15 protein-coding genes are annotated in these 13,595 nt (G+C 68.3%); 9 read left to right on the plus strand and 6 right to left on the minus strand.

Translation table 11 applies throughout. The annotated features are described in order from the left end of the window. The first annotated feature begins 75 nt into the window (after positions 1-75). Positions 76-543, plus strand: a complete 468-nt coding sequence (locus CK498_RS04760; RefSeq protein ID WP_095619720.1) for an outer membrane lipoprotein — start codon at positions 76-78, stop codon at positions 541-543. 88 nt (positions 544-631) lie between these two features. On the opposite strand, the gene CK498_RS04765 is transcribed toward CK498_RS04760, so the two are convergent. After that, positions 632-916 (minus strand): hypothetical protein, encoded by a 285-nt coding sequence (locus CK498_RS04765; protein ID WP_095619721.1) that lies wholly within the window; start codon positions 914-916, stop codon positions 632-634. A gap of 285 nt (positions 917-1,201) precedes the next feature. On the opposite strand from CK498_RS04765, the gene CK498_RS04770 reads away from it, so the two are divergent. Next, complete coding sequence (locus CK498_RS04770; protein WP_095619722.1) at positions 1,202-1,684, plus strand: FKBP-type peptidyl-prolyl cis-trans isomerase; 483 nt, start codon at positions 1,202-1,204, stop codon at positions 1,682-1,684. A gap of 57 nt (positions 1,685-1,741) precedes the next feature. Here CK498_RS04770 and nikR read toward each other — a convergent pair whose 3' ends face one another. Beyond that, positions 1,742-2,158: a nickel-responsive transcriptional regulator NikR gene (gene nikR, locus CK498_RS04775; protein WP_095619723.1), complete on the minus strand. Its 417-nt coding sequence runs from the start codon at positions 2,156-2,158 to the stop codon at positions 1,742-1,744. A 103-nt stretch (positions 2,159-2,261) separates the two neighbouring features. Between nikR and CK498_RS04780 the strand changes: the two genes are divergently transcribed. The 5 genes from CK498_RS04780 to CK498_RS04800 are packed head-to-tail and all read left to right on the plus strand — an operon-like array spanning position 2,262 to position 7,136. Then, a complete protein-coding gene (locus CK498_RS04780; RefSeq protein ID WP_095619724.1) occupies positions 2,262-3,854 on the plus strand; it encodes an ABC transporter substrate-binding protein in 1,593 nt (530 codons plus the stop codon). Then, positions 3,851-4,834, plus strand: coding sequence for an ABC transporter permease (locus CK498_RS04785; RefSeq protein WP_095619725.1), 984 nt, complete (start codon positions 3,851-3,853; stop codon positions 4,832-4,834). The genes CK498_RS04780 and CK498_RS04785 overlap by 4 nt, the downstream gene beginning before the upstream one ends. Beyond that, positions 4,831-5,688 carry an ABC transporter permease gene (locus CK498_RS04790; protein ID WP_229358963.1) on the plus strand — a complete coding sequence of 286 codons (858 nt, stop codon included), beginning with the start codon at positions 4,831-4,833 and terminating at the stop codon, positions 5,686-5,688. The genes CK498_RS04785 and CK498_RS04790 overlap by 4 nt, the downstream gene beginning before the upstream one ends. A gap of 10 nt (positions 5,689-5,698) precedes the next feature. Then, on the plus strand, positions 5,699-6,526 hold the full coding sequence (locus tag CK498_RS04795) for an ATP-binding cassette domain-containing protein (protein ID WP_229358964.1): 828 nt from the start codon (positions 5,699-5,701) through the stop codon (positions 6,524-6,526). After that, positions 6,519-7,136, plus strand: a complete 618-nt coding sequence (locus tag CK498_RS04800) for an ABC transporter ATP-binding protein (protein WP_095619726.1) — start codon at positions 6,519-6,521, stop codon at positions 7,134-7,136. Before CK498_RS04795 ends, CK498_RS04800 begins: the two co-directional genes overlap by 8 nt. Here the strand turns inward: CK498_RS04800 and CK498_RS04805 are convergent. Further along, a complete protein-coding gene (locus CK498_RS04805) occupies positions 7,115-7,753 on the minus strand; it encodes a CDP-alcohol phosphatidyltransferase family protein (protein WP_095619727.1) in 639 nt (212 codons plus the stop codon). The genes CK498_RS04800 and CK498_RS04805 overlap by 22 nt on opposite strands. After that, positions 7,753-9,945, minus strand: coding sequence for an FAD-dependent oxidoreductase (locus tag CK498_RS04810; protein ID WP_095619728.1), 2,193 nt, complete (start codon positions 9,943-9,945; stop codon positions 7,753-7,755). The genes CK498_RS04805 and CK498_RS04810 overlap by 1 nt, the downstream gene beginning before the upstream one ends. Before the next feature lie 207 nt (positions 9,946-10,152). On the opposite strand from CK498_RS04810, the gene msrA reads away from it, so the two are divergent. Continuing rightward, positions 10,153-10,761 carry a peptide-methionine (S)-S-oxide reductase MsrA gene (gene msrA, locus CK498_RS04815; protein WP_095619729.1) on the plus strand — a complete coding sequence of 203 codons (609 nt, stop codon included), beginning with the start codon at positions 10,153-10,155 and terminating at the stop codon, positions 10,759-10,761. Positions 10,762-10,801: 40 nt separating this feature from the next. Here the strand turns inward: msrA and CK498_RS04820 are convergent, their stop codons facing one another. Next, a complete protein-coding gene (locus tag CK498_RS04820) occupies positions 10,802-11,995 on the minus strand; it encodes an MFS transporter (protein WP_095619730.1) in 1,194 nt (397 codons plus the stop codon). A gap of 87 nt (positions 11,996-12,082) precedes the next feature. Between CK498_RS04820 and CK498_RS04825 the strand changes: the two genes are divergently transcribed. Beyond that, a complete protein-coding gene (locus tag CK498_RS04825; protein ID WP_095619731.1) occupies positions 12,083-12,973 on the plus strand; it encodes a LysR family transcriptional regulator in 891 nt (296 codons plus the stop codon). On the opposite strand, the gene CK498_RS04830 is transcribed toward CK498_RS04825, so the two are convergent. Next, a complete protein-coding gene (locus CK498_RS04830) occupies positions 12,961-13,557 on the minus strand; it encodes a C40 family peptidase (protein WP_095619732.1) in 597 nt (198 codons plus the stop codon). The genes CK498_RS04825 and CK498_RS04830 overlap by 13 nt on opposite strands. Positions 13,558-13,595: the final 38 nt, after the last annotated feature.

Raw genomic sequence — 13,595 nt, forward strand, 5'->3', positions numbered from 1 at the left:
GTCGAAGCGGACAAGTGGGATTAAACTCGCTGAAAACACCGTTTCATAATCTGTTTGATCATCGGAGGAGCTCCCATGAAACGCCTTATTCCCGTCGTTGCCCTGGGCATGCTGACACTGGCCGGCTGTGCCAATACCGCGCCCTATGGCGGCGACGTATACCGCGGCAGCCAGGCCCAGACTGGCCAGAGCGTCGCCTACGGCACCATCACCGCGCTGCGCCAGGTGCAGATCCAGGCCGACAGCCCGCAGGGTAACGTGATCGGCACTCTGGGCGGTGGGGTCATCGGTGGCCTGCTCGGCAACCAGGTTGGCGGCGGTTCAGGCCGCCAGCTGGCTACCGCCGCCGGCGCCATCGGTGGCGCCATGGCCGGCTCGCGCACCGAGGACGCGGTCAATCGCACCCGCGCCTGGGAGATGGAGGTCCGCCGCGACAATGGCGAAAGCGTGGTCGTGGTGCAGCGCGCCGACCGCGACTTCCAGGTCGGCCAGCGGGTTCGCCTGATCGGCAGCGGCGCCAGCATGAGTGTTGCGCCCTACTGAGCTCCGCCGTATCGATTGAGTGATGAAGGTAACGATAAAGGCTCGCCAGATGGCGAGCCTTTATAGGTTATGGCAATGACTGGCTGGCTCAGTGCGACTTGGCCTTCTTCATGGCCCAGCACAGCAGCCGCTTGGCGATCCAGGCCACCAGGGCGATGACCAGCAGCGTCAGCAGCATATCCACCGGGCGCACCAGGAAGGTCGCCCCCAGGATCGCCAGCGCCGGGCACCATACCCAGCGCTCGTCGGCGTTGCTCTGCAGCGCCTCGGGCAGCGTGCGCGACATAAACGGGCTCAGGCTGGCTTCCCAGCCACGCAGGCTGAGGAACAGGATGGCGGCAAACCCAATCAGCCAGATAATGGTCACGGTCATCGGCAATCTCCATCATGGTGTAGCGGTTGAAGGTCGAAACGCAGCGGACAAATGATCCTCAGGGTAAAACATGCCGGCGATGAAAAGTACCCGCGATTGGGCGCATGATGCCTTCTCGATCAACCTCGCCGCCAGCTGGCCGGCGCCCATGCAAGTCTATGCCATGCGCCTTGAGCGCCAGTCATGATGGGCAATCGAAACCTGAAAAAATTCCCTGCGCCCCTGACAGCCCCCCAACCGGCACGTTACCATTAGCCTGACATGCACTCACCGAAAGGTTCATCAATGCAGATTGCGCAGAACTCCGTTGTCGCGTTTCACTACACCCTGACCAACGATGCAGGTGAGGTGCTGGACAGCTCGGAAGGCCGCGACCCGCTAACCTACCTCCACGGCGCCGGCAACATCATTCCGGGCCTGGAAAAGGAACTCGAAGGCCGCGAAAGCGGTGAAAAACTGCAGGTCACCGTAGAGCCAGCCGAAGGCTATGGCGAGACCCAGCCGTCGCTGGTGCAGGAAGTACCCCGCGATGCCTTCCAAGGCGTCGAGAGCGTCGAGCCTGGCATGCAGTTCCAGGCTCAGACCCAAGGCGGCCCGCTGATGGTCACCGTGACTCAGGTCGAAGGCGACACCGTGACCGTGGATGGCAACCATCCGCTGGCCGGTCAGACGCTGAACTTCGACGTCGAGATCTCTACGGTGCGCGAAGCCAGCCAGGAAGAGCTCGAGCACGGTCATGTGCACGGCGAGGGCGGCGTGGAGCACTAAACGCTCGCCACGCTCGACCCGACACGCGGGGCAGCCATCGGCTGCCCCGCCGTCGTTTCAGGTCCCACCATCGCCCCCCTGGGGCACCAATACCAGCTGTCCATGGCGCACGCTGCGCTCGGCGATCACCTCGCTGGCGAACCCCTGTACCTCGCGCCCGCGGCCCTTGAGCACCGCCACCTCTAAGCAGCTGTGGTGGTCGAGATGCACGTGCAGGGTCGAGACGGTCAGGTGGTGGTGGGCGTGGGAGTGGTGGGTCAGGCGCTTGGCCAGCTCCCGCGCGGCATGATCGTAGACGTACACCAGCGCTCCCACGCAGGGCTGCTCGGCGTCGCCGTCGAGGGCCGTCTCCTTGATTCCCGCCCGCGCCAGGTCGCGGATCGCCTCGGAGCGATTCTGATAGCCACGCTGGGCAATCAATCGGTCCAGGTCCGCCATCAGGGCATCGTCCAAGGTCACCGTTACCCGCTGCATTGCACTCTCCTCGCTCGCGTGGGTCGCCACGCGAGTATGATGTTATTGTCTAGACTTCATACTTCGTCGACTTTAGGGTAAGCAAAAAGCCAAGGATCCGATCATGTCGCTATCGCGTTTTCGCTGGCTCGCCGCCGCGACGCTGGCCATCGCCTTCAGCCCGCTGGTCGCCGGTGCTCCCTCGCAGCTGGTGCTGGCCATTGGCGGCGAACCCGATGACGGCTTCGACCCGCTGCTGGGCTGGGGTCACTACGGCCATCCGCTGTTCCAGTCGACGCTGCTGAGTCGCGATGCCGAACTTGCCACCCAGCCCGAGTTGGCCCACGACTGGTCGCTGTCCGACGACCGCCTGCGCTGGACCCTGCAGCTGCGCGACGACGCTACCTTCAGCGACGGCACGCCGCTGACCGCCACGGACGTGGCCTTCACCTTCAACGCTGCAGCCCGGGCCGGGGGGCGCGCCGACCTCAGCGTACTGGCCAGCGCCGAGGCCCTCGACGACCACCGCGTACGGCTGACCCTGACGGAGCCGCGCATCACCTTCGTCGATACCCTCTATACCCTGGGCATCGTACCCCACGCCGACCGCGACAACGGCTACCACGACGGCTACGCTCGCGCGCCGCTGGGCTCCGGTCCCTACCGCCTGGTGGAGTGGCAGGAGGGCGAGCAGCTGATCGTCGAACGCAACCCCCACTACTATGGCGACACGCCGCCCTTCGAACGGCTGGTGTTCCGCTTCACCGGCGAGGATACCACGCTGGCCGCCGCCAATGCCGGCGACCTGCAGCTGGCCGCGATTGCGCCGGCGCTGGCCGCCCAACCGCCCGCAGGCATGCGCCGGGTCGCCATGCAAAGCGTCGACAACCGCGGCATCCTGTTCCCCATGCAGCGCGCCAGCGGCGACACCAGCGCAAGCGGCGCGCCGATCGGCAACGACGTCACCGCCGACCCGGCAATCCGCCAGGCGATCAACCTGGCCCTCGACCGCGAGCTGCTGGTGGAGGTCGCCCTGCACGGCTTCGGCCAGCCGGCCTACGGCCCCGCCGACGGCCTGCCATGGACCGATCCCGCCGAGCGCTTCGACGACGGCGACCTGCAGGCCGCCGCCGAGCGACTCGACGCCGCGGGCTGGCAGCTGCAGGACGATGGCCTGCGCTGGCGCGACGGCCAGGCGGCGCGCTTCCGCCTCACCTACCCCGCCGGCGACACCACCCGCCAGCTACTCGCCGAGAGCGTCGCCGAACTGCTGCGCCCGCTGGGCATCGCCGTCGAGCCGACGGGCCGCCACTGGGACGAGATCCGCCGCGAGGCGCTGCATCAAGACGCCATCCTGTTCGGCTGGGGCAGCCACAGCCCGCAGGAGATCTACTACCTCTATCACAGCCAGCACGCCGGGCAGGATTACTACAACAGCGGCTTGTATGCCAACCCGGCCGTCGACGCCCACCTCGAGGCGGCCCAGAGCGCCGCGAACTTCGACGCCTCGCTGCCCCATTGGCGAGCGGCCCAGTGGGACGGCGAAGAGGGCTACGGCGTACGCGGCGACGCCGCCTGGGCCTGGCTGGTCAACCTCGAGCACCTCTACTTCGTCGACGACTGCCTCGACCTCGGTGAGCTGGGCATCGCCCCCCACGGCCACGGCTGGCCGATCACCGCCAACCTGCTCGACTGGCAGTGGCAGTGCGAGGGATGACCTGCCTGATCGCCGCGCTAGGCCGGCGACTGCTGCGCCTGATCGCGGTGCTCGGGATCGTCGCACTGGCCGCCTTCGGCCTGATGCAGGCCTCGCCGGTGGACCCGGTAGACGCCTACCTCGGTCCGCAGCTGGCCCAGGTCAGCCCCGAGCAGCGGGCGCTGATTGCCGAGCGCTGGGGCGTCGACCAGCCGGCAGTGCAGCAGTTTCGGCTGTGGCTGGGCAACCTGATGCGCGGCGAGCTGGGCTGGAGCCGGGTCTACAACGCCCCGGTCGGCGAGGTGATCGGCAGCCGTTTCCTGGCCTCGCTGCCGCTGCTGGCCAGCGCCTGGCTGGGCGCCACCCTATTCGGCTTCATCCTCGGCGTAGTGGCCGGTACCCGCGAAGATGGCTGGGCCGACCGCTGGATCCGCCGCTACGCCTACACCCTGGCCTCCACGCCGACCTTCTGGCTGGCAATCCTGGCGCTGCTGCTGTTCTCGGTGACGCTGGGCTGGACCCCGGTATGCTGCGCCGGCCCTGCCGGGGTGACCCGCGACGAACTGGGCCTGGCTACCCGCCTCCACCACCTGCTGCTGCCGGCGCTGACCCTGTCGCTGCTCGGCGTGGCCCAGATCACCCTGCACACCCGGGCGCGGATGCTCGAGCTGATGCGTTCCGAGATCGCCCTGCACGCCTTCGCCCAGGGCGCCAGCCGCCGCGAAGTGGCGTGGCGCCACGGCGCGCGGCACGCCTGCCTGCCGGCGCTGACACTGGCGTTCGCCTCACTGGGCGAGCTGTTCGGCGGTGCCATCCTGGTCGAGCAGGTGTTCGCCTACCCCGGCCTGGGCCGCGCCACGGTGGAGGCCGGCCTGCGCAGCGACGTGCCGCTGCTGCTGGCCATTGCGCTGTTCACCGCGCTGTTCGTCAGCCTCGGCAATGCCCTGGCCGACGGCCTCTATCGGCTGGTCGACCCACGCCTGCGCGAGGTGTACCAGTGAGCGGCGCAGCACAGGCCAAGACGTCGCAACGGGTCCTGCGCGGCAATCCGCGGCTGGGCCTGGCGCTGGGAGCACTGGCCCTGCTGGCCGCCCTCGTCGCACTGCTGATCGCCCAGCCCTCGCTCGCCGAACGGGCCGCCGCCAGCGACTTCCAGGCCCGCCTGCTGGCCCCCGGCGGCGAGCACTGGTTCGGTACCGACGTGCTCGGCCGCGATCTCCTGGCGCGCACCCTGCAGGGCCTTACCCTGAGCCTGTGGGTGGGTGCCGCGGCGGCCCTGCTCGGCAGCCTGATCGCGCTGGGCCTGGCGGCCCTGGCGTGCCTCGGGCCGCGTGCCGATGTCGGCGTGGGGCTGCTGGTCGACAGCGTGCTGGGGCTGCCGCATCTAATCCTGCTGATCCTGATCGCCTTCGCCCTGGGCGGCGGCACCCAGGCGGTGATCATCGCCGTGGCGCTGACCCACTGGCCGAGCCTGACCCGGGTGCTGCGCGCCGAGCTGCTGCAGCTAAGGCAGGCCGACTATGTGCGCCTGTCGCGTCGCTTCGGCAAGTCCCGCGGCTACATCATCCGCCATCACCTGCTGCCGGCGCTGCTGCCCCACTGCCTGGTCGGCGGCCTGCTGCTGTTTCCCCATGCAATCCTCCACGAGGCGGCGCTGACCTTTCTCGGCTTCGGCCTCTCGCCGGGCCAGCCCGCCATCGGCGTGCTGCTCGCCGAATCGCTGCGCTATCTCAGCGCCGGCTACTGGTGGCTGGGCGTCTTCCCGGGGCTCGGCCTGCTGCTGCTGGTGCTGGCCTTCGACCGCCTCGGCAACGCCCTGCGGCGGCTGCTCACCCCCCGCGAGGCCCAGCAATGACCCCAACCTCATGAAGCGGAGCCTGACCATGCTCGAGATCCGCCAGCTCGCCCTCGACTTCCTGCGCTACCGCGGCCTGTGGCGCCGCGAGACGGTTACCTGCCTGCACAACGTATCGCTGACCCTGGCCCGCGGTGAGCTCCACGCGGTGGTGGGCGCCTCGGGGGCCGGCAAGAGCCTGATGGCCCAGGCCCTGATCGGTCTACTGCCCGGCAACACCCGGCGCCGTGGTGAGCTATGGCTCGACGGCGAGCCGCTGGACGCGGCACGCCAGGCGGCGCTGCGCGGCAAGCGCCTGGCGCTGATTCCGCAATCACTGGCGGCGCTGGACCCGCTGGTGCGCAGCCATCGTCAGGTCGCCTGGGCGGCACAGCGTGGCGGTGCGGCCGCGCCGTGGGCGGCCGCCGAGCGCGCCATGGCGCAACTCGGCCTGGTCGGCGACAGCGCACGACGTTACCCCCACCAGCTCTCCGGCGGCATGGCGCGGCGGGTACTGCTGGCGATGGCCACCGCCGGCGATGCCGAGTGGCTGATCGCCGATGAACCCAGCGTCGGCCTCGACCCGCAGCATCGCGACGGCGTGCTCGACCAGCTGCGCCGGCTGGCCGACACCGGCAAGGGCGTGCTGCTGATCACCCACGATCTGCGCCATGCGCTGCGCGTGGCCGACCGGGTCACGGTGTTCCACGCCGGCACCACTCTGGAAACCGCGCCGGCCAGGGCCTTCCACGGCCGCGGCGAGGCGCTGGCCAGCGACTACGCCCGAGCGCTGTGGCGGGCCCTGCCCGACAACGACTTCGCCCGCCCCGCTGCCCGGGAGGCCGCCCAGCTTGCTTGAAGCCTGCGACATCACCCTCGGCTATCGGCGCGGCGAGAGCGTGCTGCGCGGGATCTCGCTGCAGCTGGCAGCCGGAGAGTGGCTCGGCCTCAGCGGCGCCTCGGGGGCCGGCAAGTCGACCCTCGGCCAGGTGCTCGCCGGGCATCTCGCCCCTCGCCGCGGCAGCCTGCGGCTCGACGGCGCAGCGCTGCCGCGGCGCGGCCTGCACCCGGTGCAGTGGCTACCCCAGGTGCCGGAGCTGGCGGTCAATCCGCGCTGGCGCATCGACCGCGTACTGAATGAGGCCTGGTCGCCGAGTGCCGCACAGCGACGGCGCTTCGGCATCGGCGACGCCTGGCTCGAGCGCTACCCTCACGAGCTGTCCGGCGGCGAGCTGCAGCGGGTGGTGGTGCTGCGCGGCCTGGCGCCCGGGGTACGCTACCTGATCGCCGACGAGATCTCCTCGATGCTCGACGCCATCACCCAGGCAGCGCTATGGCAGGCGCTGCGCGAGGAGGCCGAAGCGCGAAACCTGGGAGTGCTGGTGATCGGCCACGACGCGGCGCTGCTGCAGCGGCTCTGCCAGCGCCGAGTGCGGCTGGAGCGGGGTCAGCTGTTAGCCTCGAGCTGAGACGCTTGGGCGCGCAGGGTATGATAGCCGCCCCACAGACGAGTCGCGGTGGTGATCAAACAGGCCACCGCAAACAGCGTGGCCAGCAGCGCAAAATGATGGGGAAACAGACAGAAGAGCACGAAGGCGAGCAGCGTCTCGGTGCCCTCGGTGAGCCCGTGCAGGTAGTAGAAGGCCTTGGACTCGAAGTGGGGCCGCTCCAGGCGGTGCTTGGTGGCCATGATTGCGAAGGCCAGGAACGAGGTGCCGGTGCCGATGAAGGCGAACAGCAGCAGCGCCGCGGCCAGGGCGTTGGCCGCCGGGTCGGCCAGCGCAAAGCCCAGCACCACCGCGGCGTAGAAGACGAAGTCGAAGCCGATATCGAGAAAGCCGCCGGCATCGCTGGTACGGCCGGTATGCCGCGCCAGGGCGCCGTCCAGGCCATCGCCGAGGCGATTGAGCAGGATCGCCGCCAGCGCCGGCAGGTACCACTCCAGCGCCAGCAACGGCAGCGCCAACATACCCACCGCGAAGGCCGCCACACTGACCTGGTCGGGGCTCACCCTGCACGTTGACGCCGCGGCGGCGAGGCGTCTGAGCGGGGCCTGGGTCAACGGCATGGTCCAGCGGTCGAGCATCAGCGCGGCTCCTCATGGGTGTCGATCAGGTGCAGGCGGCCGCTGCGCCGCCGCCAGCGGAAGTAGCGCGCCAGCCACTCGAGCACACGCTCGGGCTTGTGGGCATTCTTCCACTGACCGGCGCTGGCCTTGGCCGCCTCCGAATAGCTCGGATAGGGATGAATGGTCGCCAGCAGCTTGTTGAGGCCAATATTGCGGGTCATCGCCAGGGTGAAGGTGGCGAGCAACTCGCCAGCGCCGTGGCCGACCACACAGGCGCCGAGGATACGATCCTTGCCAGGCACCGTCAGCACCTTGACGAAGCCGCGGTCGTGGCCGTCGGCGATGGCGCGGTCCAGCTCGCCGAGTTCGTAGCGGGTCAACTCGTATTCCACCCCGCGCGCCTCGGCCTCGCGCTCGCTGAGCCCGACCCGTGCCACCTCAGGGTCGCTGAAGGTCACCGCCGGCAGCGCCCGGTAGCTGACCGCAAAGCGCTTGACCTCGCCGAACAGCGCATTGACCGTGGCGTGCCAGGCTTGGTGGGCGCTGGCGTGGGTCAGCTGGTAGGGCCCCACCACGTCGCCACAGGCCCAGATATTGGGGTGTACGCTGCGCAGGGTCTCGTCGACGTCGAGGGTGCCGTTGGCGCGGGTGGCAATCCCCAGCGCCTCCAGTCCCAGCCCCGTCACGTTGGCCTCGCGCCCCACCGCCATCAGCAGGCGGTCGAAGACGATGCGTGCCTGGCTGCCGTCGCCGCGCTCGATGACCAGCACCTTGCCGCGGTCGGCGTGACTGGGGCCGGGCTCTACCGCTACCGCGCGGCAGCCCAGGTGCAACGCCACGCCCTCCTCGCGCAGCCCGGCCTCGAGCGCCGCGGCGACGTCGCGGTCCTCCCGCGGCAGCAGCTGTGCGGCCTCCTCCACCAGGTTTACCCGACTACCCAGCCGCGCGAAGCTCTGGCCCAGTTCGCAGCCGATCGGCCCACCGCCGATCACCACCAGCCGCTCGGGCAGCCGTTCGAGCTGCCACAGGTTGTCGGAGGTCAGCATCTCGTCGGCGGCGATGCCCGGCAGCGGCAACACCCGCGGTCGCGCACCGCTGGCGATGATCACATGGCGGCTAGTCAGCACCCGCTCGCCAACGCGTACCTCCCAGGGCGTCTGCAGGTGCGCCGCGCCGTGCACCACATCCACACCCAGACCGCGATAGCGCGCTGGACTGTCGTGGGGCGCGACCTTGGCAATGGCCTCGTGAACATGCCCCATGACGCCGTGAAAATCGATCTCGGGCTCGTCGAGATGAACCCCGAAGCGCTTGGCCTGACGCGCCTCATGGGCGGCGCGGGCGGCGCGAATCAGTGCCTTGGAGGGCACGCAGCCGGTATTCAGGCAGTCACCGCCCATGGCATCGCGCTCCACCAGCGCTACCCGCGCCTTGACCGCCGCGGCGATGTAGCTCGCTACCAGCCCCGCCGAGCCGGCGCCGATCACCACGATGTCGTAGTCGAAGCTGCGCGGCCGGTGGTAGGCCTTGGCCAGCCGGCGACGCTTGATCGCCTCCACCGTGAAGCGTGCCAGCAGCGGAAACAGCCCGATCAGCACGAACGATGCGATCAGCGTCGGCGACAGGATGCCGCCCAGCGACTCGAGGCTGCCGAGTTCGCGGCCGGCGTTCACGAACACCGCGGTACCGGGCAGCATGCCCAGCTGGCTGACCCAGTAGAAGGTCGCCACCTTCATTCGCGTCAGCCCCATCACCAGGTTGATGACGAAGAACGGGAACAGCGGAATCAAACGCAGGGTGAACAGATACAGTGCGCCTTCGCGCTGGATGCCGCGGTTGATGCTGTCAAGCTGGGAGGCAAAGCGCCGCTCCAGCGGGCCGCGGGCCAGGGTCCTCGCGATCAGGAAGGCCAGGGTCGCGCCCAGGGTGCTGGCGAAGGAGATGATCAACAGCCCCCAGCCGAAGCCGAACAGCGCCCCGCCGAGCAGCGTCAGCAGCGTTGCCCCGGGTAGCGACAGCCCGGCCATCAGCGTGTAGATCAGGAAGAACCCGCCGCCGACCAGCAGCGGCCGTTCGCCGAACCAGCGCTGGAACTCGAGCTGATTGGCCCTTAGGTTGTCGAGGGTCAGCCACTGGTGCGCGCCGCTGATAAAGAATGCCGCCACTACCAGCGCGATGCCGGCCAGGATCCATAGTCGTCGTTGTGCCAAGCTCGTCTCTCCATGATCGGGGTATCTGCCTGGACCTCAGGTTACGCACGCCCCCGGCGTCCTATTCTTAGAGGTTACTGCGCATTCAGGTTGGCGCTAAGTCGCGTTGGGGCCTCGCTTCCTTACACCGGCAGCCGCAGATACCCGGGGAACCCCTATGCCATCAGGCCATCAAAGCAGACATCGTCCCGCAATCGGTCAATTACCATGCCATCGATTCGTCCGCTTCGCTATGCCCTGCTCGCCCTGCTGCCACTCGCTGCCCACGCCGAGGAGGCCAACCAGCCACCCGCCGAGGCGGTCTTCGCCGGTGGCTGCTTCTGGTGCGTGGAGGAGTTCTTCGACGCCGTCGATGGCGTGCTCGCCACCACCTCCGGCTTCAGCGGCGGTGACGTCGAGAATCCCAGCTACGAGCAGGTAGTGGCCGGCGGCACCGGGCATGCCGAAGTGGTCAAGGTCGAGTACGACCCGTCGCAGGTCGACTACGAGACGCTGCTGCACGTGTTCTGGCGCAACATCGACCCCTTCGTTGAAGACCGTCAGTTCTGCGACGCCGGCGAGGCCTATCGTAGCGCGATCTTCACCGCCAACGACGAGGAGCGCGCCCTGGCCGAGGCCAGCCGCGACGCCGTAGCCGAGCGTTTCGAGCGTGCCATCGCCACTGAGATCAACGACTTCGAGGCCTTCTATCCGGCCGAGGAGTACCACCAGAACTACTATCAGGAGAACCCGCTGCGCTACCGCTTCTACAAGTCGGCCTGCGGCCGGGTCGAACGCCTCGAAGAGATCTGGGGGGATGAGGCCGGCGGCCTGTAGGCTTCACCTAACAACTGGCTGCGCTCGGCGACGTTTCAATCTAAGCCTTCTCCGCCAGGCGGCGCTCCTGGCGCGCTAGCCATACGGCCAGTGCCAGGGTCACCACCAGCACCAGCCACGAGGCCAGCGCCACGCCCCACCAGTGGGCCAGCTGCCAGAACGGCTCCAGGTAGAAGCCGCCTAGGCTGGCGCCGACGTAGTAGAACACCAGGTAGAGCGCCGAGGCGCTGCCGCGGGCCGTCCTGGCCTGGCGCCCTACCCAGCTCGAGGCCGTCGAGTGGGCGAAGAAGAAGCCAAAGGCGTTGACCGTCAGTCCGATGATGATCGCCGCCAGCGAGCCGGCCAGGGTCAGCAGGGTGCCGGCGGCAAATATCGCAATACCCAGCATCATGCAGCGCGGCTGCGACAGCCGCTGGGCGGCCCGCCCGGACAGCGAGGCGCCCAGGGTACCCCCCAGGTAGGTAACGAAGATCATTCCCAGCCACTGGGTCGTGAGGCCGAAGGGCGCCTCGCTGAGGCGGAAGGTGATGTAGCTGTACTGGTTGATGAAGACCATGAAGTTGAGCCCGCCGAGCAAATAGGCTCCCAGCAGCAGCGGATTGCGCAGGTGGCCGGCGATGGAGCCCAGCGCCACCGTCAGGCGGAACGGCTGCGGCTCGAAGTGGCGCGACCTGGGCAGCAGCTTCCAGAACAGCGCCACGCATACCACGCTGACCGCCCCCACGGTGGCGAAGCTGGCCTGCCAGCCGCCCAGATCGGCGGCGAAGCCACCCACTACCCGGCCGCCGATGCCGCCCAGGGTATTGGCGCTGATATATAACCCAACCGCCAGCATCAGCGCGCGCCTGTCGAACTCATCGCCCATCCAGGCGATCGCTACCGCCGGCAGGCCGCCCAGCACGAAGCCCTGAACGGCACGCAGCCACAGCAGGGTGTGGTAGTCCGGCGCCAGCGCCAGCCCCAGGCTGCACAGCGTGGTCAGCAGCAAGGTCACCAGCATGATGCCACGCCGACCGATGGCATCGGAGAGCGTGCCGAATACCAGCAGCGCCAGCGCCAGGGTCAGCGTCGACACCGACATCACCAGCCCCGCGGCCAGGGTCGAGATGCCGAATACCTGGCGCAGCTCGGGCAACAGCGGCTGCGGCGCATAGAGATTGATGAATACCGTGAAGGATCCCAGGCAGAGGGCCAGGGTTGCGCGCCACCAGGCGCGACTATGGGCTTCGATCATGGACGTCTCCGAGTGGCAGGAGCATGATCAATGCCTCGCACCAATAAGCCAAACAGCAACTTTTGATAACCGTCATCGGATTTGCTTATGAGCCTGCCTTTCGATCTACGCGCCCTGCAGTGTTTCGTCAGCGTCGCCGACCAGCGCGGCTTCAGCGCCGCCGCCCGCGAACTGCACGTCGCTCAGTCGGCGATCAGCCAGACTGTCGCCAATCTCGAGAAGCGCCTCGAGCTCAGCCTGTTCCATCGCCATGAGCGGCGCATCAGCCTCACCGCCGAGGGCGAAGCACTCTATGCCCACGCCAAGGCACTGCTCGAGCGCGCCGAGGCCACTCATTTGGCGATGCGCGAGCTGCACGGCCTGGTCAAGGGCGAGGTGCGCATCGGCATCCCGTCGATGCTCGGCTCCTACTATTTCCCGCCGCTGCTGATGGGCTTCAAGGCGCGTCACCCAGGCATCCGCCTGACGGTGGTCGAGGCCGGCACCCGTCGCCTGCAGCACATGATCAACGCAGGCGAGCTGGATCTGGGCGTAGTGATCGACGATGCCGCCAGCCAGAGGCTGGAACGGCGTCGCTTCCTGCGCGAGGAGATGGTGGTGTGCGTGCCGGAGGATCACCCTTTCGCGGGGCGCGCCAGCGTCTCACCGGCAGACTTCTTCAGCGAGCCGCTGGTGCTGTTTCAGGACGGCTATTTCCACCGAGAATTCGTCGATGCCCTGGCCGAGGCGGGCGGACACCATGCCGACGTGGCCTTTCAGTCGAACCTGATCCCGCTGACCAAGGCCATCGTTCGCCAGGGCTTCGGCATTACCACCTTCCTGCGCCGGGTGATCGATGAGCCGGGGCTCGCCGCGGTGTCGTTCGCCCCCCGGGCATGGTTAGCGCTGTCCCTGGCCTGGGCCCGTGGCAGCGGCCTGTCGCGGGCCGAGCAGGCCTTCGTCGACTTCGTGCTCGAGCACCCCGATCAGCCACGCTGACGCCAGGCCGCGCGCTGGGCCAGCTGGGTCGGCTCCATGGGCCGCCGCGACTGCCAATAGTGGCGCTGCCAGTAGACGTTGTCGATCTCGGAGAGGATCACCCCCTGGGACGTGGAGGCGTGCAGGAAGTAGCCGTCGCCGACGTATACCCCTACGTGGTTGTAGGGCCCCGGCGGGCGGAAGAACACCAGGTCACCGGGGCGCAGCTCGCTGCGCTCGATACGGCTGCCCTGCAGCGCCTGGGACTCGGTGGTACGCGGCAGGTCCATGCTGAAGCTGTCGTTGAAGACGTGCTGCATCAGCGCCGAGCAGTCGATGCCGGCCTGGCCCTCGCCGCCGAGGCGATAGGGGGTGCCCACCCAGCGCTCGTGCTGGGCCAGCAGCGCCTGGCGCACCAGCGCCGGTGACGGGCGCTGGAAACTGCGCAGTTCGCGGTTGGAGTTGTCGACCGGCGACATCAGCGGATCATAGTCGAGAGACGGCAGGGATGTACCGAAGTAATCGGCGGGGGGCTCTTCTTGGGGCGTTCCAGCACAGCCAGCCACGATACCAACAAGCAGACATACGCCAGCAATACGCAACATTCCAGCGACCTCGTTCACGAATACGCGAACCGCGCTTC

This window comes from Halomonas salipaludis (genome assembly GCF_002286975.1).
In the GTDB taxonomy this organism is placed as follows: Bacteria; Pseudomonadota; Gammaproteobacteria; order Pseudomonadales; family Halomonadaceae; genus Franzmannia; species Franzmannia salipaludis.

Excerpts from the sequence above, each read along its gene's own strand:
- CK498_RS04760 (WP_095619720.1), top strand. The coding sequence starts at position 76 with ATGAAACGCCTTATTCCCGTCGTTGCCCTGGGCATGCTGACACTGGCC.
- CK498_RS04765 (WP_095619721.1), bottom strand. The coding sequence starts at position 916 with ATGACCGTGACCATTATCTGGCTGATTGGGTTTGCCGCCATCCTGTTC.
- CK498_RS04770 (WP_095619722.1), top strand. The coding sequence starts at position 1,202 with ATGCAGATTGCGCAGAACTCCGTTGTCGCGTTTCACTACACCCTGACC.
- nikR (WP_095619723.1), bottom strand. The coding sequence starts at position 2,158 with ATGCAGCGGGTAACGGTGACCTTGGACGATGCCCTGATGGCGGACCTG.
- CK498_RS04780 (WP_095619724.1), top strand. The coding sequence starts at position 2,262 with ATGTCGCTATCGCGTTTTCGCTGGCTCGCCGCCGCGACGCTGGCCATC.
- CK498_RS04785 (WP_095619725.1), top strand. The coding sequence starts at position 3,851 with ATGACCTGCCTGATCGCCGCGCTAGGCCGGCGACTGCTGCGCCTGATC.
- CK498_RS04795 (WP_229358964.1), top strand. The coding sequence starts at position 5,699 with ATGAAGCGGAGCCTGACCATGCTCGAGATCCGCCAGCTCGCCCTCGAC.
- CK498_RS04805 (WP_095619727.1), bottom strand. The coding sequence starts at position 7,753 with ATGCTCGACCGCTGGACCATGCCGTTGACCCAGGCCCCGCTCAGACGC.
- msrA (WP_095619729.1), top strand. The coding sequence starts at position 10,153 with ATGCCATCGATTCGTCCGCTTCGCTATGCCCTGCTCGCCCTGCTGCCA.
- CK498_RS04820 (WP_095619730.1), bottom strand. The coding sequence starts at position 11,995 with ATGATCGAAGCCCATAGTCGCGCCTGGTGGCGCGCAACCCTGGCCCTC.
- CK498_RS04825 (WP_095619731.1), top strand. The coding sequence starts at position 12,083 with ATGAGCCTGCCTTTCGATCTACGCGCCCTGCAGTGTTTCGTCAGCGTC.
- CK498_RS04830 (WP_095619732.1), bottom strand. The coding sequence starts at position 13,557 with ATGTTGCGTATTGCTGGCGTATGTCTGCTTGTTGGTATCGTGGCTGGC.